The following is a 22,986-nucleotide window of genomic DNA, read 5'->3' as shown; positions in this document are numbered from 1 at the left end:
AGGCCCCTGCCGCGTCAGGCTCAAGTCATGCGGTGGTCAAGGCACTGGTCAAATTGGCGAAAAGGCGCGCACCGTCTTCATTGCCATGAGCGGCTTCTGACGCACGTTCCGGGTGCGGCATCATCCCCAGCACGCGGCGGTTGGCTGACAAGATGCCCGCCATGTCCCGTGCGGACCCGTTTGGATTGTCAGTATAGCGAAAGGCAACGCGGCCCTCGCCTTCGAGCAAATCCAAGGTTGCATCATCAGCGTGATAGTTGCCATCGTGGTGGGCAATCGGCAGCGCAATCTCTTCGCCGGTTTGATAGGCGCTGGTAAAGATGCTGTCTCCTTCGACCTTTAGGCCAACAGTGCGGCAGATGTATTTCAGTTCCGAATTGCGCAGCAATGCGCCCGGCAACAGGCCCGTTTCGGTCAGAACCTGAAAGCCGTTACAGACGCCAAGGACATACCCGCCTTTGTCTGCAAAGGCCTTTACGTCACGTACAATCGGCGCATTGGCTGCAATCGCTCCGCAGCGCAAATAATCCCCAAAGGAAAAACCACCCGGTACACCAACCATATCGATGCCGCTCGGCAGCGCGGTGTCCTTGTGCCAAACCATTTCGACATCAAAACCGGCCTGTTCAAAGGCAACGGCCATGTCGCGGTCGCAGTTGGATCCGGGAAAAACAATGACAGCGGCTTTCATGGCTTGGCTCCTAATTCGGGAAACGGTCTGACCCTTCCCATGCGCGGGATCAGGGCAAGAGCGTGAAGTAAATAGCAGGTCGCCGGGCGCTGACATGCGCCCAAGCAGGCATTTTGTTAAGTGAGGTCCAGCTTACAGCTGCTCGACGCGGTAGCTTTCGATCACGGTATTCGCGAGCAGTTTTTCGCACATCTCGCCGATTGTCGCCTCGGAGGTGCCATCTGCAAGATCAAGCTCGATCACTTTGCCTTGGCGTACCGAGGAAACCCCCTCAAAGCCCAAAGCCCCCAATGCGTGGCGCACAGCCTCGCCTTGTGGATCAAGAACACCCTGTTTGAGCATCACATGCACTCGAACTTTCATGTGCCGTCCTCCTGTCTGAGTCTTGGCCGGATACGTGGGCCGTTTGGATGCGGAGGAACCCCATTGCGGCGCAAAATGCAAGCCCCCAAGGCCCAGCTTCTGCCTGAATACCGGCAAAAACCTGTTCAAAACGGCAAACGCCCCGGATTTCTCCGAGGCGTTTGCTTGGACGGTAAAGGATCTGCGCAAAGACCGGGCTGGTTGGCCTATTCTTTGTTGCCCATCCGCAAAACGTCACCGGCGGTTTCTTCGATACGGAAGGCACCCGCTGAATTGCCGCTCAGATCGTTGTTTTCGTAGGTTCCCGTCGCACCTTCGCGGACACGGATCGCCTCATAGACGTTGTCGTAGATCTTGTTTTCGCGAATGATCGGGTTGCTGCCATCGTCTTTGACGGAAATTCCGTAATAGGCGTTGTTGTGGATCTTGTTTTCCTCAAGAACCCCGCGGCCACCCTCATGGATATAGACTGCGCTTTGCTTGCCGTCGCGCATCACATTGTTCCACACCACCGGATTGGCACCAGTTTTGATCTCAAGACCGGCAAAGCCGTTGGCATAGATCGTATTGCTTTCGATACGGGCAGTGGATTTTTCCGAAATCAAAAACCCGCCTTGAACGCTGTTGCGGACAATATTGCCAGTGAACAAGGGATCCTTGCCGCCCTTGATCTCGACTCCGGCCAGTGCATTGTTCACCACAGTGTTGTTTTCAAAGCGCCCCGTACCGCCAGTGTTGACAAAAATGCCGCTGCCCTGACCATCGCGCATGGTGTTGCCACGCGCAATCGGAGCAGCGCCATCTTTAACCTCTAGCGCGGCCAACCGGTTGCCGAAAAAGGTGTTGTCGTCGATTGTCGCCTTGCCCTTCTCAAACATAAAGATACCGCCCTGCGCACTATCGTGGATGGTGTTGCGGCGAATGGTGCCGCCAACATTGCCACGCACCGCGATGACGCCAAGGCCCTTGGATGTCATGTCGTTATCTTCAAGGATCACCGACCCGCCAGCGAGGTGAAATCCGAAATGCTTACCGCCATTCTGGACCATCGTGATGCCGGAAACGAGGCCGGACTCTGCGGTCCATTCGATGACATTGTCGTCTTTGACCTGCCAGATAATGTCCTTGACGTCACCCATGCCGACGATTTCTACCGGCCGGCTCACGTCGATACCGACGGTATAAGTGCCGGGATACACTTCGATACGTGCACCATCCGGTGCCGCGCTGACGGCGTCTGCAATGCTGTAGTAGTCGCCGCCACCATTGGCTTTGACAGTCAAACCGGACCCGCCTGTTTCAGGCGGTGCCGCAACAGGAATTGTGCATTCGCGCTCAATCACCCGCCGCGCCATCGACGCAAAGGTGTGATTGCCACATTCAGCCACATAGGCTTCGTAGCCTGCGCAGCCCACGGCCTTGGCTTCGGTCCATAGCGCTGTACAAGCATCGCCGACCGGCGGCGTCACAGCGACAGGTTTGACTGGTGTTGGTTTGGCTACCGGTTGAGCAACGGGCGTGCCCGCAGCACCGACGGCCGCCTTAAGCACCGTACTTTGCGGCAAAATCCGTGTCATCGGAATCGCCATGTTAAATCCGGTGCGATTGTCACCTGCATGGTGCAAGCCGATCACCCGCTTGTCCGACAAACGGATCACCGGAGACCCCGAGTTACCGCCAAGGGTATCGCAACTGTGGATCAGCTTGCCTTCTTCTGAAATGGCAGGTGTCGCAGCGGCGCAGCCTTCGCGGCTGATATGCTGCGATTGGCCCTGCGGATGACCGATAATCCACAAGAACTCTCCATCTTCTGGATCGGCCATCGCCAGTTCGAGTTTGCCGTATTTCGTAGAGGGGTTCCCGAACACCCGCAGCACCGTATAATCCAACTCCCGGTTTGTTTCGACGATCTGGGGGGATACAGTGTAGCGGTCGGTTCCTTCGGCCCGGCCCGGCTTGATAAAGCCTGCGACAAACTGCGCCGCTTGCACACCGCTAACTTGTCCCGTGGGATCCCCATCCATACCGGGAATACAGTGATGGTTGGTCAAAATATGCTGGTCATCAACGATAAAGGCCGTGCAAAATCCGGTTTTCCCATTGTTGAACAGCATATCAAGGCGGCCAATCGGACGCCCTAGACGAACGGCTGGGCTGTTCTCGCCATATTCAATGATCGGCTCGTTTTGGTAATCGCCAAAGGCTTGCTCAAGCACAAAACCGCTTCCGCCACCGCCGCCTGCAACTTGACGCGGCTGAATGACGATTTTCCCGAAATCATTGGGATCAAATTCAGCAGCAGCCTGTGCAAAGGCCTGCGTGGCGAAAACTGTTGAACTGGCTAAAAGAGCGGCCGCAGTAAGAAGATGTCGCATGACGTGGTCCCCATTTGGCAAAATGACTTGGCCTTAGCCTAGCGCGTGACGCTAGGTGTCGCCAAGTAAAGAATACCTTGCCTAAATGGGCCGCCGTCCCTGCCCCGCCGCTGTTTTCGAGGACAAAAAGAAAACCGCGCCAGCCGGTTGGGCGGACGCGGTCAAGACTTAGACAAGCCTGAGAGCTGTTCAGTTGATCAGCGTCGGCTTGGTCGGTTGCACGGACTGCTTGGGCATCACGCCAAGACGGTTTGCGACCTCTGTATAGGCGTCAGTCAAGCTGCCCAAATCGCGGCGGAACACGTCTTTGTCCAGCTTGCGGCCGGTTTCGATGTCCCACAAACGGCAGCTGTCCGGGCTGATTTCATCTGCAACAACAAGACGTTGAAAGTCACCATCATAGGTGCGGCCAATTTCGATTTTGAAATCAACCAACCGGATGCCTACAGAATACATAACGCCGGACATGAAGTCATTCACGCGCAAAGCCAGCGCGATGATGTCGTCCATATCTTGCTGGCTGGCCCAACCAAAGGCTGCGATGTGCTCCTCTGTGACCAATGGATCACCAAGGCTGTCGTCCTTATAGCAATACTCGACAATCGGGCGCGGCAAGGCTGTGCCTTCTTCGATGCCCAACCGCTTGGACATGGTGCCCGCGGCGTAATTGCGCACAATCACTTCAAGCGGGATAATCTCGCAAGAGCGCACCAGCTGTTCGCGCATGTTCAGACGTTTGATAAAGTGTGTCGGAACCCCGACAGCGCCCAGACCGACCATGAAATATTCGCTCAGGATATTGTTCAACACCCCTTTGCCATCAATCACGTCTTTTTTCTCGGCGTTAAAGGCGGTGGCGTCGTCCTTGAAATATTGCACGATGGTGCCCGGTTCCGGGCCTTCGTACAGGGTCTTTGCCTTGCCTTCGTAGATTTTCTTGCGCCGTGCCATCGGAGCCCTTTCAAAATAGGCCGCGCATGCCGAGCGCGGGTTGGCGCACACATAGTGCAACTGCTCCGGTGCCGCAAGCTTTCCGACCACATGCGGCGCCCTAGCACTTGCACACAGCGCTTTGGCAGGTCATATCGAAAGGGAAACATTTATCCCGAGGGAGCCAAAAACATGACCACCTTCGACGATCGCGAAAGCGCATTCGAGAACAAGTTCGCCCATGACGAAGAAATGAACTTTAAGGCACAAGCACGTGCCAACAAGTTGCTGGGCCTTTGGGCCGCGGAAAAAATGGGCAAAACCGGCGATGACGCAGCTGCCTATGCCACCGAAGTTGTAAAATCAGACTTCGAAGAAGCCGGCCACGAAGATGTGGTGCGCAAAGTTGTTGGCGACGTTGGCAATGTCACTGCCGAAGAAGTTCGCGCAAAAGCGGCTGAAATGCTGGTCGAGGCCAAAGGCCAGATCGTCAAAGAAGTCTGACTTCCAGGCAAATCGAATTTGAAAAAGGGGCGCTGTAGCGCCCCTTTTTTTGTCCCATGAGTTTGGGCAAATTGCACACAGGCGACCCACTCCCCGGCGGTGATCCCCAAAAACTTAATCGAATTCCAAATACTCCAAATGTTTCTTTAACATGCATGCAGCATTCGGTGCGCTAAACCATTGGTTCTTATGAGTGGAGTTCCCGGTGGTCAAAGCAGTGCTGATCCCTTTTTCTGACACCTTGCGGCGCATTTTGCCTTTGGCTGTCGGTCTCATTTTTATGTGGCTTTTGTGGAGCAAGGCGCAAAACCTCGATTGGCAAGCTGTACGGGCTGCCTTTGATGCCATTCCGCGGTGGCGCTGGTTGGCTGCGGCACTGGCAACGGCAGGCAGCTTTTGGGCCGTCGCACAATATGATGTGATCGCACATCGGCATTTTCGCACAGGCATTGATCCACACGACGCCCGCAAAACTGGGGCTGCAGCGATTGCCTTGGGACAAACCACAGGCTTTGGGCCCGTTATTGGCGGGGCCATTCGATGGAGAATGATGCCCGCTTTGGGGCACACACAGATCGCCAATCTGACGGGCTTTGTAACCATTGGCTTTTTGGCAGGTTGGGCCTTGCTGACAGTTTCGATTGGTGTGCCCGTGCTCTTAAACATCGGATGGTTGGCTGTCTTTACCTTACCAGCATTGAGTTTGGGTGCCGCATACGTCCTGATGCGCTTCCCCGCGCTCCGGCTGTTTGGCTTCAAGATCGCAATGCCAAGCTTACCAGCCATGGCACATATGTCCCTTTTGGCGGGGGTTGATTTGCTCTGCGCCGGTATAGCGCTGCATTTGCTGTTGCCGCCCGAAATAGCACCGCCCCTGTTGATGTTGGTTGCGGCTTTTTCCGTTGCACTTGGAGCGGGAATGGTTGGTGGAACGCCGGGCGGTGTTGGTCCCTTTGAAATGGCCTTGGTCGCCATAATCCCAAACGGCGATATGGCGCCGCTGGCCGCAGCCTTGATCGCCTTTCGTATCGTCTATTATGTTGGCCCGTGTTTGGTGGGGCTGGCCTATGCAGGCCTTGCACCCACCGTCGAGCCCCGCCCAAACGCCACCGCCGCCGGGCCCGACCCGTGGCCCAAGGGCCGAGCATTGTATTGCGAGCCAAGCGCAGACACTCTTGGTTCAAACACCGCACAGTGCTGGCTGCGTGCTGCGTACCGCCCAAACACTGAGCCTGTTTTTGGGGCCGACACACGGCGAATTACAAGACCTTTTGCCGCCCCTCAAAACGCTTGCGCGCAATCAAAACCGGGTGGCATGCCTGTACAAGCTGGCAGCCAGGGATGCTGTAATTTCCCGGCGTTCAAAATGGGACATTGCCGCCGTCGCCGTCGAGGCAGTGATTGCACCGCAATCCTTCACACTCCAAGGGTCAGAGCGGCGACAACTGCGTCGGTTCCTGCGCAAATCCGAAGCTGCCGGACTAGATTTTCGCCAGCTCAACACAGATGTTGCCCCAACCGACTGGGGCTTGTTGCAAGACATTCACCAAGCTTGGGAAGACAGCCATGGCAAAGAGAGAGGCCTGACAATGGGACGCTTTTGCCCCCTGTACCTAGAGACAAAACCGCTGTTCGCAGCGTTTCACAACGGCCAGCTGATTGCCTTTGCCTCTGCCGTTACGGAAAGCAAAATCATGAGCTTGGATGTGATGCGACACAAACAAGATATTCCAACCGGAACAATGCACGGCTTGATCCACTTTATGATTGAATATGCGCGACAGCATGGCTTTGAAGAATTCAATCTGGCCGCTTTACCGCATCCAAATCTGTCCAAGTATTCAAGGGTTGCCACAGGACTTGCGCGGTTCAAAGAAAGTTTTGCCCCAACATGGCGGCCCTTGTATATGGCGGCCCCAACCAAAGCTGCGCTCCTGATTGCAGCGGCAGACCTTTGGCAAGCAATCCACCGCCCTGATCCGATTGTCTATGCGCTGGAAGATCCTTGGCGGATAGATGCGATGCTAACCGGTGAAATCCCGAAACCGGTCGTTGAAGTTCAAAGTCAAACCCGGCGCTCAGCTTAAGCCAGCGACGTTTCCAACACGCAGCGGCTTGCCTTTCAATGAACTCCGCTGCACAGTCTGGCGTTCCAACTGGGCGGGGCTTTTCCACTGATGAATACGATTTTGCAGGCTTGTCTTTGGATGAGCGGAGCCATTGTGTCCTTTACCGTAATGGCTATTGCAGGGCGTGCGATCAGTCTGGAACTCGATACGTTTGAAATCATGATGTATCGGTCTGCGATCGGTGTTGTGGTTGTGCTCAGCATGGCGCGGGTTTTCGGCACGCATAAAGACATTGCACCAACCCGGCTTGGGTTGCATTTTTTGCGCAATATTTCCCATTTCGCCGGTCAAAACCTTTGGTTTTTTGCAATCACCGTGATCCCGCTGGCGCAAGTTTTTGCGCTTGAATTTACGTCACCGATTTGGGTTTTGCTTCTCAGCCCATTGGTGCTGAGCGAACGGCTGACAGCCAACCGTGTTTTGGCGGCAATCGTTGGCTTTATCGGCATTTTGATCGTCACACGCCCTGATCCCGGCAGTTTGAACATGGGTCAGGTCGCAGCGGCATTGGCAGCGATTGGTTTTGCCGGATCCGCCGTGTTCACACGCCTTTTGACCCGAACCGACAAAATCACCAATATCTTGTTTTGGTTGACCGCCATGCAACTTGTCTTTGGTGTCATTTGCGCCGGTACCGATGGTCAGATTGCATTGCCACAATTCACCAGTCTCCCGTGGGTTGTTTTGGTCTCCCTCACCGGGTTGTTTGCTCACTACTGTTTGACCACAGCCCTCAGCTTGGCACCGGCGACGGTGGTTATACCAATCGATTTCACCCGACTGCCTATCGTCGCTTTTGTCGGGATGTTTTTGTATGACGAATCTTTGGACAGATATGTGTTTCTGGGTGCCGCGCTAATTTTTTTGGCCAACTACACCAACATTTGGCTCGAATCTCGGCGCAAGACTGTTACAAAAACGTGACGTAGCGTTTCTGCGCGTCACCTTTACGTACAGTCAAAATTGACCGCACTTGAATTCGTCTCTTACCATAATGATCGGAGACAACCCGATTTCGGGCACGAGGGAAATTATGAAAAAGACACTCATGGCCGCAGGTGCGGTCGTTGCCACAGCAACGGTCGCAACCGCAGGTGGTATAGAACGCTCAAGTAACGATTACGGACTTTTGTTCCAGGACGGCGATCAGGCAAATGTCTCGGTCACATTGGTCAATCCGCAGGTATCGGGGAAATACCCTGCGGCTCTGGGCGGCGGATCCACCGGGAATATGGCCAAAAACTATACGTCGATTTCCGCCGGTTACAAGAAAGACATCGGCGACAGACTGTCGTTCGGCTTGTTTGTGAACGATGCATACGGGGCTGACGCCGACTACCGCGAGGGTGTCTATGCAGGTTTGACGGCCACTTGGGACTCTGAACAAGTTGCTTTCATTTTGAAGTATGACGTCAGCGATCGCTTTTCCGTCTATGGCGGCGCACGCTATGTTCAAAGCACCGCGGAAATCACGATCCCTGAGGCATTGGTAGGTCGGGCCGTTGGCAATCATGCGATGGACCTTGGCAATCAGGCCACCAACTTGGGACGTCAAGCCGCTGTGGCCGCCGCGTCTGGTGATCTGGAGACAGCCGCGAAATTGGGCGCGCAGGCGCGTGAATTGGGAACAGAAGCCCGTACACTAGGCACGGCTTTGGCGACAACTCCGCCGGCTGTGGGCGGCACAAATTGGGCCTATTCGGCACAAAGCAACCGAGATGGTCAATTTGGTTATGTCCTTGGGGCTGCTTACCAAATTCCAGATATTGCACTGCGGGTCGGCCTGACTTGGGAAAGCGAGATCGAGCATTCCTTTGACACCCACGAAGTCATTCCAGCCTTGGGAGTTGATTTGGACGATACGACCAAAATCACACTTCCTCAGTCGGTTAAGTTGGATTTCCAATCAGGCGTCGCGAAAAATACCCTGGTATTTGGTAGCATCAAATGGACAGAATGGTCCAAATGGGAAGTGCGCACGCCAGGCTATGAAGCCGTAACCGGAACCGAAGTCACCGGCTTGGATGATGACACAATCACTTGGCGCGTTGGTGTTGGCCACAAGTTCAATGAAAAAGCGTCCGGTTTTGCACAAGTGCGCTATGAAAAGTCCAACGGAGGAGACATTTCACGCCTGTCACCAACCGATGGCCTGATGTCCTTTGGAATTGGCGGCCAGTTGGTCGACGGCAACGTCAAACTGCGCGGCGGCATTGAATATGTCAGCCTCGGCAACGCAGAGGATGCCAGCGGCGTCAAATTCGAAGATAACTCCGCGATTGGCATGGGTTTGTCCCTGACCGTATCGTTCTAAAATAGGGTTTTGCCCTTCAAACGCGCTCAAACTTCACTCGGTTTGGGCGCGTTTTTTTTTGCGGCTTGCGCAACATTCGGATCGTTTCCAAGATGCAAAAGTGACTAGTCACGTCGTATGACACAAACACATCTTTCCACGCGCGCTTGGGGCGCACTGGCACTTCTCGCTATCATCTGGGGCGGTAGTTTTTTGGCCATTCGTACGGCACTGGACGAAATCGGCCCCATCACTTCGGTCTTTTACCGAACTTCAATCGCAGCAACCTTGCTGTGGATCATTATTTTGATCAAGCGCGACCCGATACCCAAATCCCCTGCCCTTTGGATCGGGCTTGGCGGCATGGGCCTTTTGAACAATGTTATTCCCTTTTGCCTGATGGCTTGGGGGCAGGTTTACATCGAGACAGGATTAACCTCGATCCTAAATGCAACGACGGCCGTTTTCGGAGTTCTCGTGGCGGCACTGTTTTTTGCTGATGAACAATTGACACGGCGCAAAACATTGGGGGTCGTGATTGGCTTTTGCGGTGTGGCCGTTGCGATCGGTCCCAGCAACCTTATCAGTTTTGACGTGAACTCAACCCCGCAACTTGCTGTAATTGCAGGAACATTCAGCTATGCATTTGCCGGAGCCTGGGCGCGCTTGCGGTTGCAGGGGCTGTCGGCCCTACATGCCAGCACAGGCATGCTCACCTGTTCCAGCCTGATGATGGTGCCGATCATGCTTTGGAGCGAAGGCATACCTGACCTGTCTTTGTCCGCAACAACATGGGCAGGCGTGTTGTATTTTGCCATTGTCGCAACCGCCGGTGCTTACCTGTTGTATTATAAAATTCTGGCGATGGCAGGCTCCGGAAATCTGCTGCTTGTGACCCTATTGATCCCGCCGGTCGCCATTGTATTGGGGAACGCCGTACGGGGAGAAACGTTGCAAACCACCGCCTACTTCGGCTTTGCGATACTGGCCCTTGGGCTGGTCTTATTGGACCCACGCGTGAAAATCCCAAGGCGCAAGATTTGACCTTGCCCTTTGGCGCGCGTAATCAAAGCAAAGACGCGCGGCAAAGGACCAAGCATGCGATACAATAGTGAACCCGAATGGCGTGAAGCCGCGCAAAAACGCGTTGTGCTTTTTGCAATGTCCGGTCTTGGAAAAACCCATATTTCCAACCTGTTGCGCGACAGTGGTGATTGGTTTCACTACTCAATCGATTACCGGATTGGTACACGGTACATGGGCGAATACATCGCTGACAATGCCAAACGCGAGGCGATGAAAAACCCGTTTCTGCGTGAGCTGTTGATGACGGATTCGATCTATATCGGGTCCAATATCAGTTTTGAAAACCTTACTCCTGTATCGGCCTACCTTGGCAAACCAGGAGATCCGGACCTCAATGGTCTTGAGATCGAAGAATACCGCCGACGTCAGGCCCAGTTTGAGCGAGCCGAACGCCAAGCCCTACTGGACACCGAATATTTCATTCAGCGCGCGGGCGATCTGTATGACTACCCGCATTTTGTCTGCGACACAGGCGGGTCAATTTGCGAATGGGTGGATCCTGATGACCCAGCCGATCCAATACTGTCGGCGCTGGACAAACAGGCGTTGATGGTTTGGATTCGCGGAACCGACGGCCATACAGACGAATTGGTGCGCCGGTTTGATGCCGCCCCGAAACCAATGGCCTACCAGCCGCAATTCTTGACCCAAGCATGGGACAGCTATCTTTTAGAGACCGGAAAAGCCCCCTCCAAAGTGGATCCGGACGCCTTTATCCGCTGGACCTACGCCAAAGCCCTGGCCCATCGCCAACCCTTGTATGAGGCAATGGCGCGCAACTGGGGCGTCACGGTGGACGCGTCGGACATGGCAACGGTCCGCGATGCTGCTGATTTCACATCCGTAATCGGCGCGGCCTTGGGTCACTTATCTTCACGAAACTGACGCAACGCTTGTTGTTTGCGCCAGCGCCTCTTATCACAGTCACTCCGTAACTCAGGATTTGTCCAATGCCTATAAAACTGCCCTCTGACCTGCCCGCCTTTGACGTTCTAACGAACGAAGGTGTTATGGTCATGTCCGAGGATGCAGCATCGCGTCAGGACATCCGGCCATTGCGCATCGGTTTGCTCAACCTGATGCCGAAAAAGATCCAAACCGAGAACCAGTTCGCCCGCTTGATCGGCGCGACCCCGTTGCAGATCGAATTGTCCCTAATCCGGATGAGCGAACATCAGACTCGCAACACCGCAGCTGAGCACATGGAGGCGTTTTACCGCCCGTTTTCCGAGGTTGCAGCAACGGGTGAAAAATTCGACGGCTTGATCATCACCGGTGCGCCCATCGAACAAATGCCGTTTGAAGACGTCACCTATTGGGACGAATTGTGCCAGGTCTTTGACTGGACCCAAACCCATGTGCATTCCACTTTTGGCGTGTGCTGGGGCGGTATGGCGATGATCTACTATTTCCACAAAGTGGCCAAACACAGTTTGGATGCCAAGGCCTTTGGCTGTGTTCGGCATCGCAACAACGATCCGGCATCGCCCTATCTGCGCGGTTTCTCAGACGACATGGTCATACCTGTATCGCGTTGGACAGAGTTGCAGCGCGATGAAATCACAAAGGCCGGCTTGTCAATTTTGATCGATTCCGAAGAGACCGGTCCGTGTTTGGTCGAAGACAAGGACCATCGTGCCCTGTATATTTTCAACCATTTTGAATACGACAGCAGCACCTTGAAAGAAGAGTATGACCGCGACGTGGATGCGGGCACACCTATCAATATTCCGGCCAACTACTATCCCGATGATGACCCGAGCAAAAAGCCGCAAAACCGCTGGCGCAGCCATGCCCACCTTTTGTATGGCAATTGGATCAATGAGTTGTACCAAACCACTGCGTTTTCTATGGCAGACATCGGAAAGCCGCCTAAAGACCCGTAAGGCTGACGTTAAATCGACGGCAACCGTTTGCGTTCAGCCTTGGGGCGTCACATAGTATCCATCGGATACGAAGAGGAGCAGACATGACCTTGCCGTTTGATGGTGCCATTTCGGCGTTTCACCAAGACACCGCGCCTGAGGAAATCAGGCGCGCGATCAAGACTGCCGACAAGGATGACATTCTGGATGCATCCTATCCATACAAAAGCCAGATGAAGCGCAAAGACTATGAGCGCGAGATGGACGACTTGCAGGTTGAACTGGTCAAACTGCAAGCTTGGGCCAAGCAAACCGGTGCGCGGATTGCCATCGTCTTTGAGGGCCGCGACGCCGCTGGCAAAGGCGGCACAATCAGCCGGTTCCGGACCAACCTGAACCCCCGCGGTGCCCGCGTGGTCGCGCTGTCCAAACCTTCGGACACCGAAGCCACACAATGGTATTTCCAACGCTATATTGATCATCTGCCCGCCGGCGGTGAAATCGTTTTCTTTGATCGCAGCTGGTACAATCGCGGCGTTGTGGAACATGTTTTTGGGTTTTGCGAACCAGAGCAGCGAAAGCATTTCTTCCAGCAAACCCCTGACTTTGAACGAATGTTGGTGGACGAAGGCATACATGTCTTTAAATTCTGGCTCAACGTTGGCCGCGCAGAACAATTGCGCCGGTTTTTGAAACGCGAAAGCGATCTGTTAAAACAGTGGAAGCTGTCGTGGATCGACGTTGAAGGTTTGAAGAAATGGGATGCCTATTCAGAAGCGATTCAAGAAACCCTTGAGCGCACCCATACCAAGGACGCGCCCTGGACAGTGATCCGCTCTGACGACAAAAAGCGGGCGCGCTTGCAGGCCATCCGGCATGTGTTGAACAGCCTTGATTATGCCCAAAAAGACGCCAAGTCCATTGGGGACACGGACCCGAAAATTTGTGCTGGACCAGAAATCTGGAACAGTTCCAACAGCAAGGCAGCACATTAAGAACGATGCCTAAACGCGGATATCATCACGGAAATCTTCGATTGGCTTTGGTCGAATCTGCCCTATCCCTTATTGAGGATAAGGGCCCGACTGGCTTTACCTTATCCGAAGCCGCGAAAAAGGCCGGAGTAACGCCAGCCGCTGTGTATCGGCATTTTGCCGGCCGCGAAGATCTCATCGCTGAGGCCGCCCGCCAAGGCTATGAAATCTTCGCGGACGTTATGCAGTTTGCCTATGACAGCGGCCAGCCGTCCGCTTTGGCAGCCTTTGAAGCAACCGGCCGCGCCTATTTGGCATTTGCCCGCCGATACCCCGGCCATTATATCGCGATGTTCGAAAGCGGAATCAGCGTAAACCATTCGCCGGAGCTGGCCTCGGCCTCGGCCAAAGCGCGCGGGGTCTTGGAACGTGCAGCTTCGGAATTGTCCAAACACATTCCACCGGAAAAGCGCCCGCCACCCGCGATGTTTTCCGCCCATATCTGGGCGCTCAGCCACGGTGTTGTAGAACTCTTCGCCAGAAATTCTCCCGGCACACAGGCCCCGTTTCCACCAGAAGACCTTTTGGAAACCGGGATCGGGATCTATTTGCGGGGCTTGGGTTTGATCCCGGCTGACAAATAGTTATTTTGCAGCGATTGCTCGGGTGATCTCTTGCTCCAGCTTTATCAAAAGCTGCGCATTATCAAAGCGTTCCACCGCGACCTGACGCGCCTTTTGCGCCATCTCTCTTTTGTTCTCAACCGACATCGACATTGCTTGCAGCACAGCTGCATTGTATGCGATTGCGTCATGCTCTTCGACCATGAAACCGGTTTCACCTTGATCCAAGGCCTCTGGAATCCCGGCATGGCGGGTTGTGACTGTGATGCTGCCGGCGGCCATCGCCTCTTGGATGGCTGTTGGAAGACCTTCGGTATTGCCGTTATTGGCCGTGATCGAATGCTGCAAGAAGAATTCGGTCTGAACCAGTTTTTTGCGAACGTCATCATGCGGCAACGCCCCCGGCAAATCGACACTGTCCCCAATTCCCAGTTCTGCGACCAATGCCCGCGAAGGCTCAAGCAAATCGCCGTCACCAATCATGGTCAAACTTGCATCGGGGTGGTGTTTCAGCGCTTCGGCAAAGGCTTTTATAGTCAGCAGCGGGGCTTTTTTCTCAACAAACCGTCCAACGGCCAAGCAACTGTTCGGCACTTTGGTTTCTGGAAAAAACCGCCGGATATCGACACCCGAAGGGATCACAACAGACTGCGGGTGCACCACACCATGCGCCGCCATATTGTCGATCAGAAACTGTGACACCGCGAAAATACCGCGCAGCCGGGGCATCATCAGGCGATAGGCGCGCTGCACATGTTTATGCCGCACGCGGCTGGATGCATCGCTACCACGAAAATAGCAGAACATGGGAATTCCCATGTCTTGAGCGACTTTGGCCATGGATACACCCTGCGGTCCGAATTCGGACAAAATCACATCCGGCTTATGTAGCTTGAGAAAGGAGATCACCCGGCTACGATCGGGCCCGTAAGGAACGCGTTTGGTACCTTGGCTGATATGGCTATAGGCCTTCTGAAACGGTGCAAAAAGCTTGTCCACAGCCGTCGGTGTCACGTCGGAGCGGTTCAAAAACCGCGCGTCCACAGGCCGTAAATCATTGATATCGTCCGAAATCACCAGGGTGTTTCCGCCAAACAGATGTTCAATGTGTCTATTTACAAACGTTTGCCCAGGCGAATAATAGGTTCCAACAACAATACAGGCTTTCATGGTGCTACCTTTGCTCCGAACACGCCAAATCCGACGCAGGACCGAAAATGCTCATTCACAACCCGCAACCTCACAGCTCCCGGTTTCAAGACGCAATAGACGAATTCAAACTTGAGGTGAAGAGCCGGCTTGACCATTACCAAGGGTATCGGCGGCTGCTGGATTATGCAGAGCGACGGCTAGGCTACCGGCCAAACCTTCAAGATCCCAAAACATATAACGACAAGGTCAACTGGCGCAAAGTTTACGACCACAATCCGCTTTACCCCAAAATTTCAGACAAGATATTGCTGCGTGACGAGATTGTCGCCCGGCTGGGCCAGTCCCGCGCGGACGAGGTGATGACCGAGTTATATGCCACGACGGATACCCCCTATGGGTTTGATTTCAAGCAGCTTCCGGCGTCCTATGCTGCCAAGGCCAATCACGCCAGCGGCTGGAACGTATTTGTCACTCCGGATGATCCCTTGGATGAAACCTTGCTCCGGGATGAAATGGCGCGTTGGTTGCGCCGGTCTTACGGCAAGATGAAACAAGAATGGGCGTATCAACCCATTAAACGGCAAGTCATGTTTGAAGAGTTTTTGGAAACCAAAGACGGACGTGCGCCCGATGATATGAAATTCATGTTTTTCAACGAAGAATGCCATTTCGTTTTGTGGGACGATGATCGGTTTGGCGAATGGGCTCAGCATTACCTACACCCGAATTGGACCCCATATGATTTCCATTCCTTGGAAATGCACAAACGAGAGATACCGACAAAACCCGCCCTATACGAAGAGATGCTGGAGCTGGCTCAGGTCATGGCCAAAGGTTTTGACAGCATTCGGGTGGATTTTTTGTTTACCGACGACAGAATTGTCCTCAATGAGCTCACCTTGTACCGCGGCAGTGGCATGAACCCTTTTCACCCGCCCGAATGGGACCGCAAATTCGGCGACCTTTGGACGCTTCCACAAATACGCTAACAAAAAAGGCCGCCCAAACCGGGCGGCCTTTTGAATTCGTATTCGAAGGCGATTAGCGCTTCGAGAACTGGAACGAACGACGCGCTTTGCGCTTACCGAATTTCTTACGCTCAACAACACGGCTGTCACGGGTCAGGAAGCCTGCCGCTTTCAGCGCGCCGCGCAAGGAGGGTTCGTACAGTTGCAGGGCTTTGGAAATGCCGTGCTTAACCGCGCCAGCCTGACCGGACAGGCCACCACCTTTGACGGTTGCATATACGTCGAATTCACCTTCACGGCCAGCAATCTGGAACGGCTGACGCAGGATCATCTGCAAAACGGGACGGGCAAAATACTTGTCCATCTCGCGGCCGTTGACAGTTACCTTGCCGGAACCTGGTTTGATCCAGACGCGCGCGATGGCGTCCTTACGTTTACCAGTTGCATAGGCGCGGCCCAGTTCGTCACGAACGGGCTCACGAGGAGCGACAACTTCGGCTTCTGCAGCTTCAACACCTGCAACACCGGCCAGCTCTTCCAAAGAATTGATCTGATCTGACATCGTTTATACCCGCGTGTTTTTCTTGTTCATCGATTTGACGTCAAGCACTTCGGGGCTCTGGGCCTCGTGGGGGTGCTCGGCGCCGGCATAGACGCGCAGGTTGGTCATGATCTGACGCGACAGGCGGTTGCCTGGCAGCATACGCTTGACCGCCTGAGTGACAACGCGCTCAGGATGCTTGCCTTCGAGGATCTCGGCTTTGGTGCGCGATTTGATCCCACCGGGGTGACCGGTGTGCCAGTAGAAGTTTTCTTCGCGCTTCTTGCCGGTCATTTGTACTTTTTCAGCATTGATGACGATGACATTGTCACCACAATCCATGTGAGGCGTGAAAGAAGGCTTGTGCTTGCCACGCAAGCGAACAGCGATAATCGAGGCAAGACGGCCCAGCACCACGCCTTCGGCGTCGATGATGATCCACTTCTTCTCGATATCTGCTGGTTTAGCAGAGAAGGTTTTCATGGGTCTGTTTCCATTTCGATAAGCAAGGGCCGCGCCATCACTGGCCCGGCCCGAAATCCGATGGAGCGGTTATATACAGGCTGGCCGCACAGTCAACGGCAAGAAAATTCAATTTACCCTTTTAATTCAGTCACTTAAAATTAAGGTATTATATTACCCCAATGCATTGGAGCTTGAATCACCCAGCTAAGGACTCTGGTGGATTATCAAGCAGTGCCCGTATTCGTTCCAGAGCATTTTCAAAGCTGTTGAGCGAAACGCTGGCATTGACGGCCAGCCGCACCGCATGCGGGGCAAACCCGTTGCGTGGCACATAGTCCTCGGCTGTGCGCAGCTGCGCGCCTTGCGCCTCTGCGGCTTGGGCAAAGGCGGAGGCCCGCCACCCCTCGGGCAACGACAGCCATATATAAGGAACATCCGGGTGCCACGTAATGTCATACCCCCCCAAAGCGTTGACCCCAGCATGAATGTATTTGCGCATCTCAAGCCTGATGGCATCCATCATTTCATAGGTTTCAGGACGGCTCAGGATGTCTTCTGCGGCATGGATCAGCGGGACCGCCAAGCCAAAGAAACCGCGTTCGCCGGTGCGCCGAAGTGCGTCGCGATGCGCCTTGGGAGCCACAACAAACCCGACCCGCAAAGACGGTGAAAACGACTTGGAAATCGAGGTCACAAACCAGCCTTGATCGGGCAACAAGGATCTATATGTCGGGGCATCAGACACACTCAGCCGGTAGGATTCATCTTCAATCACATGCAGGCCAGTCCGTTTGGCAACCGCCGCAATGTCTCGGCGTCGCTGGTCACTGGTGATGCGAACAGTCGGATTGTGTACGGAGGGACAGGTACAAAGAATCTGCGCCCCGTGCTTTTTGGTCAATTCCTCCAAGGTTTCAGGTACAATGCCATGGTCATCCATTGGGACCGGAACGACAATCGCCCGCAAAAGCTGCGCCGCACGGCGAAACCCCGGATAAGACAGCTCTTCGACCAGCACCACAGGGGCCGCACCAGCGAGGATCGCCTGCATGATCATGAGCACCCCGTTTTGAGCGCCATGCGACAAAACCAAATCCCGCTCGTTTACGGCGCCTAGCTCCATGCTCGACAACCACCGCAGGGCCGCACGCTGCGCCCCAAGCGCGGCATCACGTCCGGGATAGGCTAGAAATTCGGAATCCGGCCTTTTGGCCATGGTCGCAAAGCTGTCATGGATCAAGTCTGCCTGCCCTAAATTGGGCAGTTTAGGTGAATAAAGACTTACAATATCAGTGTCTTGCCGGGCATACTCCCGCGTCTTCTTTTTGTTCCACGCAGGTGCATCATCCAACACCAAAGGGGCTACAAAAGTGCCGCGCCCGACCTCTGCAAACACGGTGCCGTCGTCGGTTAGCACGGTGTAAGCCCGGGCAACTGTTCCGGGCGTTATCTGCAAGCTCCATGCCAACTCACGCACCGGCGGCAGTTTCTCATTTTCGGACAACACACCATCGGCAATGGCTTGTCGTATGGCACCGGCCACGGCTTGATATTTTGCCTTGGCGGTTTGCGCATCGTAGAGGGCTTGAATTGTATTCATTACAATATTTTTATCGACCTTAGGTAAATCAATCTGTAACAGAACAATTACTGCATGTAGCAGCTTTGTGTCAATACAATTTAGAAGGATTTGACCATGGTACAAACAGCCCTTCGGCCCGACCTCGCGTATTTGAATGCCACCAACAACCTCCCTGCCCTTGCAGGTGTTGCGGTTAAGATGGCAGTTGTACTGACACAATGGTCCACCCGCCAACGCACACGCCGTGCGCTTGATCATCTGGATCCGCATTTGCTGCGCGATATCGGGCTCAGTCCCGACGCAGCCCGTGATGAACTGAGCCATCATTTTTGGGAAGGGCTGGCGACACGCCGCCCCTACCACTAGCGCCTCTCCCAGGCGCATCAGTCCGGGTGCAGCCTGCTGCATCCGGATTTTTTATTTGGAGGCTAGTGACGTTAACTCCCCGTCGCGTAGGTCCACGCTAGTCCATACGGTCGAGCTTGAAGAGTTGTGTTGCGAATTTTGCCGTAACGCCATGCACCATAGCCGAGACAAACACAGTGGTGAACGCGATGGCCAAAATCGTGTCGATGCCCGGAATGTTGTCAAAGTCCTGCGTGACGAAAACCGCAAACAGCGCCGTCGCCAACCCGCGCGGCCCAAACCAGCCGTAGAAGAACCGCTCGTTTTTTGTGGTTTTTGTGGTCAGTAACGACAGGTAGATCGCCAAAGGCCGGACCACCAACAAAGACAGGGCAATCACCAAAAGCCCACCGGCGGTCAGCGATTTGATCGCATCAGGCACAAAGGCCATACCGATGAACAAAAAGCTGATCATCGCAAACAGCTGTCCGTCACCCTCCAGAAAATTACGGGCATGGGTGACAGGGCTGTTGGAAAAGTTGGTATAGGCAACCCCTGCTACAAACACCGCAACAAAAGAGTTGCCGCCCGCGTGCTCTGCCGCAAAGTAGACAAAGGCCACAACCAGCAAGGCAGAAACCTTGGTCAATCCATGATCCATCAACTGATTGGCCATGATGTAATTTCGGGTTTTTCCCGCTAAGGCCCCTAGAACAAAGCCCACCGCAGCCCCGATCCCAACCTGAGATGCCACCAAGACCATCAAGCGACTGCTTTCGCCGCCCTCACTGTGACTGGCGGCAAGACCCGCGAAAAAGATCACAAAGGGCAGTGCCAAACCATCGTTCAGCCCGCTTTCTGCGTTCATCGCATCACGCAACGCTTGGGGAATGCGTTCGTTGGTCTGGATTGACTGCCCCAAGGCTGCATCCGTTGGGGCCAACAAGGCCGCCAACAAAAAGGCGGACCACAGCGGTAGATCAGGCAAAATAGCAAGATTGATCAACGCCCCGAACACAATTGCCAACGGCAAACCAATCAGCAGCATGCGCGCCGTTCGTGCTTGTATTTTGCGCACTGTGTCGCCGTGCAAACCGGTGGCATCCGCAAAGAGCAAAAGTGCCAGTGTGATTTCCGCCAATGAATGGAACACTGTGGCATCTTCGCCCTCAAACACCGCGCCACTAAAGGCAAGTGCGCAGCCAAACACCAAGAAAAACATCGGCATTGTGATGGCGAATTGACCCAGTTTTGCCGAAAACAGACAATACACCAGCGTCACAAAAGCGACCAAGGCAAACAAATGTTCCACAGCTTTCCCCTACCTCAAAGTCCACCAACCGGTGTTTGCCCTAGTATGCTGGCCTCCGCCCGAGGGGCAAGGGCAGCTCATGTCCCGATGTTGATTTTATCGTTTGGGCGGCAAGGAATAGGTCAAAGAGGCATGCGCGACAGGTTCGGATTGGCCTTCGCTAAACAACAAAACATCCGTAACGCTGAGCGCCTTGCCCAACTTCAAAATCCGCGCTTCGGCCAAAACATCAGCGCCGGACACCGGCTTGCGCATAAAATCAATGCTGCAATGGGTTGTCACCGCTAGGGCTTCGCGGCCGATGCGGGCCATTGTCGCCACATAAGCCGCCACATCCGCCAGTGAAAACATCGCCGGACCGGAAACAGTGCCGCCCGGGCGCAGGTGCCTGTCATGCGAGAACAACCGCATCACCAGCAGATCCTCGTCCAACCTGTCGATGCCAAACATTCCGTCGACCTGAGGGAACACCTCTTGCAGAAATCCTGTCATCTCTTCTGCATTTACAACAATTTCCATGCTTTCCTCCCTGTACGCTCGGCGCTACGCTGGCTTTGGCTAAGGAGAAGGGCAAGATGGAAATGTTGGAACGTCACGACACAAATGGCATTGTACATTTACGCTTGAATGCGCCAGAGCGTTTGAACCCCCTTTCAGATGGCATGCTGGCGGCTCTGCAGGCGCAGATTGAGCAGTTGCAAAATGACCGGTCTGCCCGTGTTGTCATCTTGTCCGGTGCCGGCAAAGTGTTTTGTGCCGGCCACGATCTCAAGGAAATGCAGGCCGGGCGGCAAGCCGAAGACCAAGGCCGCGCCTATTTTCAAGACCTGTTTACCCGCTGCGCCCGCGTAATGTCGGGCTTGCAGCGCCTGCCCCAACCCGTGATTGCCCAAGTGCACGGCATCGCCACCGCCGCAGGCTGCCAATTGGTGGCCAGTTGCGATATGGCGATTGCGGCTGAAAACACCCGTTTCGGGGTCAACGGTGTCAACATAGGATTGTTCTGTTCAACGCCCATGGTCGCGTTGAGCCGGAATATTGGGCGCAAACGGGCCTTTGAATTGCTGACAACCGGCGACTTCATCCACGCACCAGAGGCTGAACGTCTTGGGTTGATCAACCGTTCTGTTCCGATGGAGGATTTAGAAAGCACCACAGTGGCATTGGCGCAAAAAGTAGCGTCAAAGCTTGGGGCGGCGGTCTCGATCGGCAAAGAAGCGTTTTACGAACAGCTCCCGATGTCCTTGGATGAGGCCTATGCCTATACCGGCAAGGTCATGGTTGAAAACATGCTGTGGCGCGACACCGACGAAGGCATCAAGGCGTTTTTGGAAAAACGCGCGCCCGATTGGGCCTAGAGCCGTCTGCCAAAGCACACAAACCCTTGGCAGACGGCGCGCGCTGCTCTACATCCGCGACATGACAGAAAAGCTACATATTGTCGGCGGCGGAATGGCCGGATCCGAGGCAGCCTGGCAGGCGGCCGAAATGGGTGTGCAGGTTGTCCTGCATGAGATGAGACCTAAGGTTGAAACCTTTGCGCATCGCACTGGAAACCTTGGCGAAATGGTCTGTTCGAATTCGTTTCGTTCCGACGATGATGAACAAAACGCTGTTGGTTTGCTGCATTGGGAAATGCGCGCTGCGAACAGCTTGATCATGCAAAGCGCCAAAAAGCACCGCCTGCCCGCTGGTGGTGCCTTGGCCGTGGATCGCGATCCTTTTGCCCAGACGATCACCGATATTCTGACAGCGCACCCCAATGTTGCGATTTCTTACGAAGAAGTCACCGAATTGCCGGATCAAGGTCAGTGGATTTTTGCCACCGGTCCTTTGACCTCCGAAACACTTGGCGCAGCCATTCAGGCCGAAACCGGCGCGGACCGGCTGGCGTTTTTTGATGCCATCGCCCCGATTGTTTATGCCGAAAGCATCGACATGTCCGTGGCGTGGATGCAGTCGCGCTATGATAAGGGTGAAACCGAGGAAGAGCAAAAAGCCTATCTCAACTGCCCGATGACCAAGGACGAATATGAGACCTTTATCGATGCGCTTTTGGCCGCTGATAAGACCGAGTTTCACGAAGGCGAGACCGCCAAATATTTCGACGGCTGTTTGCCCATCGAAGTGATGGCAGAACGCGGGCGCGAAACCTTGCGGTTTGGTCCGATGAAACCGGTTGGGCTGACCAACATTCATAAGCCTGATGAAAAGGCTTATGCGGTGGTGCAGTTGCGCCGCGACAATGCGCTTGGAACCCTGTTCAACATTGTCGGCTTTCAAACCAAGATGAAGTACGGTGCGCAAACTGATGTTTTTAAAATGATTCCCGGATTGCAGGATGCATCTTTTGCACGTCTTGGCGGCATTCATCGCAACACGTTTTTGAACTCTCCGACCCTTCTCGACAGCCAGATGCGGATGCGGTCCAAACCCAATATCCGCTTTGCCGGTCAGGTCACGGGCGTCGAGGGTTATGTGGAATCCGCTTCTATGGGGCTTTTGGCAGGCCGTATGGCTGCCGGCGAGTTGCTTGGCACGCCGTTAACTGATGTGCCACAAGACAGCGCGCATGGCGCATTGATCCACCACATCACTGGCGGTGCCGAGGCGAAAACCTTTCAGCCGATGAATGTGAACTTTGGTCTGTTCCGTCCGATTGACGGTCTAAAAGGCGGGCGCCGCGGCCGCAAGGATCGCTACAAGGCCTATACGGATCGTGCAAAAACCGCCTGGTCCGAATGGCTTGACCCATCGAATGAGCCCGCATTGCTAGCGGACTGAAAAC

At 54.5% G+C, this 22,986-nt stretch carries 23 protein-coding genes; 13 read left to right on the top strand and 10 right to left on the bottom strand.

The genetic code is table 11. The annotated features are described in order from the left end of the window. Nucleotides 1–25: 25 nt before the first annotated feature. The 4 genes from purQ to purC all read right to left on the bottom strand — a co-directional run bounded on the left by purQ (nucleotide 26) and on the right by purC (nucleotide 4,380). Entirely contained in the window at nucleotides 26–691 is a 666-nt protein-coding gene (purQ, locus tag C8N36_RS01925) for a phosphoribosylformylglycinamidine synthase subunit PurQ (protein WP_097802650.1), read from the bottom strand. 132 nt (nucleotides 692–823) lie between these two features. Then, the gene (gene purS / locus C8N36_RS01920; protein WP_097802651.1) at nucleotides 824–1,054 is read right to left on the bottom strand and encodes a phosphoribosylformylglycinamidine synthase subunit PurS; all 231 of its coding nucleotides are present in this window, start codon (nucleotides 1,052–1,054) and stop codon (nucleotides 824–826) included. A gap of 206 nt (nucleotides 1,055–1,260) precedes the next feature. Beyond that, nucleotides 1,261–3,429: a right-handed parallel beta-helix repeat-containing protein gene (locus C8N36_RS01915; RefSeq protein ID WP_097802652.1), complete on the bottom strand. Its 2,169-nt coding sequence runs from the start codon at nucleotides 3,427–3,429 to the stop codon at nucleotides 1,261–1,263. Between the two features lie 189 nt (nucleotides 3,430–3,618). Beyond that, a complete protein-coding gene (gene purC, locus C8N36_RS01910) occupies nucleotides 3,619–4,380 on the bottom strand; it encodes a phosphoribosylaminoimidazolesuccinocarboxamide synthase (protein WP_097802653.1) in 762 nt (253 codons plus the stop codon). 171 nt (nucleotides 4,381–4,551) lie between these two features. Between purC and C8N36_RS01905 the strand changes: the two genes are divergently transcribed. The 9 genes from C8N36_RS01905 (at nucleotide 4,552) to C8N36_RS01860 (ending at nucleotide 13,854) form a co-directional block, all read left to right on the top strand. Then, nucleotides 4,552–4,863 carry a DUF1476 domain-containing protein gene (locus tag C8N36_RS01905; RefSeq protein WP_097802654.1) on the top strand — a complete coding sequence of 104 codons (312 nt, stop codon included), beginning with the start codon at nucleotides 4,552–4,554 and terminating at the stop codon, nucleotides 4,861–4,863. Between the two features lie 1,067 nt (nucleotides 4,864–5,930). Next, nucleotides 5,931–6,950 (top strand): DUF2156 domain-containing protein, encoded by a 1,020-nt coding sequence (locus C8N36_RS01895; protein ID WP_170125769.1) that lies wholly within the window; start codon nucleotides 5,931–5,933, stop codon nucleotides 6,948–6,950. Between the two features lie 90 nt (nucleotides 6,951–7,040). After that, nucleotides 7,041–7,916: a DMT family transporter gene (locus C8N36_RS01890; protein ID WP_097802657.1), complete on the top strand. Its 876-nt coding sequence runs from the start codon at nucleotides 7,041–7,043 to the stop codon at nucleotides 7,914–7,916. A gap of 109 nt (nucleotides 7,917–8,025) precedes the next feature. Next, nucleotides 8,026–9,306, top strand: a complete 1,281-nt coding sequence (locus C8N36_RS01885; RefSeq protein ID WP_170125768.1) for an OmpP1/FadL family transporter — start codon at nucleotides 8,026–8,028, stop codon at nucleotides 9,304–9,306. A gap of 117 nt (nucleotides 9,307–9,423) precedes the next feature. Then, on the top strand, nucleotides 9,424–10,329 hold the full coding sequence (locus tag C8N36_RS01880) for a DMT family transporter (protein WP_097802659.1): 906 nt from the start codon (nucleotides 9,424–9,426) through the stop codon (nucleotides 10,327–10,329). A gap of 54 nt (nucleotides 10,330–10,383) precedes the next feature. Next, entirely contained in the window at nucleotides 10,384–11,256 is an 873-nt protein-coding gene (locus C8N36_RS01875; protein WP_097802985.1) for an ATPase, read from the top strand. A 65-nt stretch (nucleotides 11,257–11,321) separates the two neighbouring features. Then, nucleotides 11,322–12,257 (top strand): homoserine O-acetyltransferase MetA, encoded by a 936-nt coding sequence (gene metA / locus C8N36_RS01870; protein WP_097802660.1) that lies wholly within the window; start codon nucleotides 11,322–11,324, stop codon nucleotides 12,255–12,257. 83 nt (nucleotides 12,258–12,340) lie between these two features. After that, the gene (gene ppk2, locus C8N36_RS01865; protein ID WP_097802661.1) at nucleotides 12,341–13,231 is read left to right on the top strand and encodes a polyphosphate kinase 2; all 891 of its coding nucleotides are present in this window, start codon (nucleotides 12,341–12,343) and stop codon (nucleotides 13,229–13,231) included. Between the two features lie 5 nt (nucleotides 13,232–13,236). Next, nucleotides 13,237–13,854: a TetR/AcrR family transcriptional regulator gene (locus C8N36_RS01860; RefSeq protein ID WP_097802662.1), complete on the top strand. Its 618-nt coding sequence runs from the start codon at nucleotides 13,237–13,239 to the stop codon at nucleotides 13,852–13,854. On the opposite strand, the gene C8N36_RS01855 is transcribed toward C8N36_RS01860, so the two are convergent. After that, nucleotides 13,855–15,003, bottom strand: a complete 1,149-nt coding sequence (locus C8N36_RS01855) for a glycosyltransferase (protein WP_097802663.1) — start codon at nucleotides 15,001–15,003, stop codon at nucleotides 13,855–13,857. Between the two features lie 47 nt (nucleotides 15,004–15,050). On the opposite strand from C8N36_RS01855, the gene C8N36_RS01850 reads away from it, so the two are divergent. After that, nucleotides 15,051–15,974 carry an ATP-grasp fold amidoligase family protein gene (locus C8N36_RS01850; protein ID WP_097802664.1) on the top strand — a complete coding sequence of 308 codons (924 nt, stop codon included), beginning with the start codon at nucleotides 15,051–15,053 and terminating at the stop codon, nucleotides 15,972–15,974. Between the two features lie 52 nt (nucleotides 15,975–16,026). On the opposite strand, the gene rpsI is transcribed toward C8N36_RS01850, so the two are convergent. The 3 genes from rpsI to C8N36_RS01835 all read right to left on the bottom strand — a co-directional run bounded on the left by rpsI (nucleotide 16,027) and on the right by C8N36_RS01835 (nucleotide 18,559). Next, nucleotides 16,027–16,515: a 30S ribosomal protein S9 gene (gene rpsI / locus C8N36_RS01845; protein WP_097802665.1), complete on the bottom strand. Its 489-nt coding sequence runs from the start codon at nucleotides 16,513–16,515 to the stop codon at nucleotides 16,027–16,029. 3 nt (nucleotides 16,516–16,518) lie between these two features. After that, nucleotides 16,519–16,977 carry a 50S ribosomal protein L13 gene (gene rplM / locus C8N36_RS01840; RefSeq protein WP_097802666.1) on the bottom strand — a complete coding sequence of 153 codons (459 nt, stop codon included), beginning with the start codon at nucleotides 16,975–16,977 and terminating at the stop codon, nucleotides 16,519–16,521. A 178-nt stretch (nucleotides 16,978–17,155) separates the two neighbouring features. Further along, nucleotides 17,156–18,559: an aminotransferase-like domain-containing protein gene (locus tag C8N36_RS01835; RefSeq protein WP_097802667.1), complete on the bottom strand. Its 1,404-nt coding sequence runs from the start codon at nucleotides 18,557–18,559 to the stop codon at nucleotides 17,156–17,158. 96 nt (nucleotides 18,560–18,655) lie between these two features. Here C8N36_RS01835 and C8N36_RS01830 point away from each other — a divergent pair, with 96 nt between their 5' ends. Beyond that, nucleotides 18,656–18,907: a DUF1127 domain-containing protein gene (locus C8N36_RS01830; protein WP_097802668.1), complete on the top strand. Its 252-nt coding sequence runs from the start codon at nucleotides 18,656–18,658 to the stop codon at nucleotides 18,905–18,907. A 97-nt stretch (nucleotides 18,908–19,004) separates the two neighbouring features. Here the strand turns inward: C8N36_RS01830 and C8N36_RS01825 are convergent, their stop codons facing one another. Both C8N36_RS01825 and C8N36_RS01820 read right to left on the bottom strand, forming a co-directional pair. Then, a complete protein-coding gene (locus tag C8N36_RS01825) occupies nucleotides 19,005–20,198 on the bottom strand; it encodes a cation:proton antiporter (RefSeq protein WP_097802669.1) in 1,194 nt (397 codons plus the stop codon). Nucleotides 20,199–20,294: 96 nt separating this feature from the next. Beyond that, complete coding sequence (locus tag C8N36_RS01820) at nucleotides 20,295–20,717, bottom strand: PaaI family thioesterase (RefSeq protein WP_097802670.1); 423 nt, start codon at nucleotides 20,715–20,717, stop codon at nucleotides 20,295–20,297. Nucleotides 20,718–20,773: 56 nt separating this feature from the next. Between C8N36_RS01820 and C8N36_RS01815 the strand changes: the two genes are divergently transcribed. Together C8N36_RS01815 and trmFO are read left to right on the top strand one after the other, a co-directional pair. Then, a complete protein-coding gene (locus C8N36_RS01815; protein WP_097802671.1) occupies nucleotides 20,774–21,556 on the top strand; it encodes an enoyl-CoA hydratase in 783 nt (260 codons plus the stop codon). Between the two features lie 61 nt (nucleotides 21,557–21,617). Then, on the top strand, nucleotides 21,618–22,982 hold the full coding sequence (trmFO, locus tag C8N36_RS01810; protein WP_097802672.1) for a methylenetetrahydrofolate--tRNA-(uracil(54)-C(5))-methyltransferase (FADH(2)-oxidizing) TrmFO: 1,365 nt from the start codon (nucleotides 21,618–21,620) through the stop codon (nucleotides 22,980–22,982). Nucleotides 22,983–22,986: the final 4 nt, after the last annotated feature.

The sequence above is a fragment of the Pelagimonas varians genome (genome assembly GCF_003208435.1).
Classification (GTDB): domain Bacteria; phylum Pseudomonadota; class Alphaproteobacteria; order Rhodobacterales; family Rhodobacteraceae; genus Pelagimonas; species Pelagimonas varians.
Note: the sequence above shows the minus strand (reverse complement) of the source record. Positions and strands in the feature narration are given on the sequence as shown.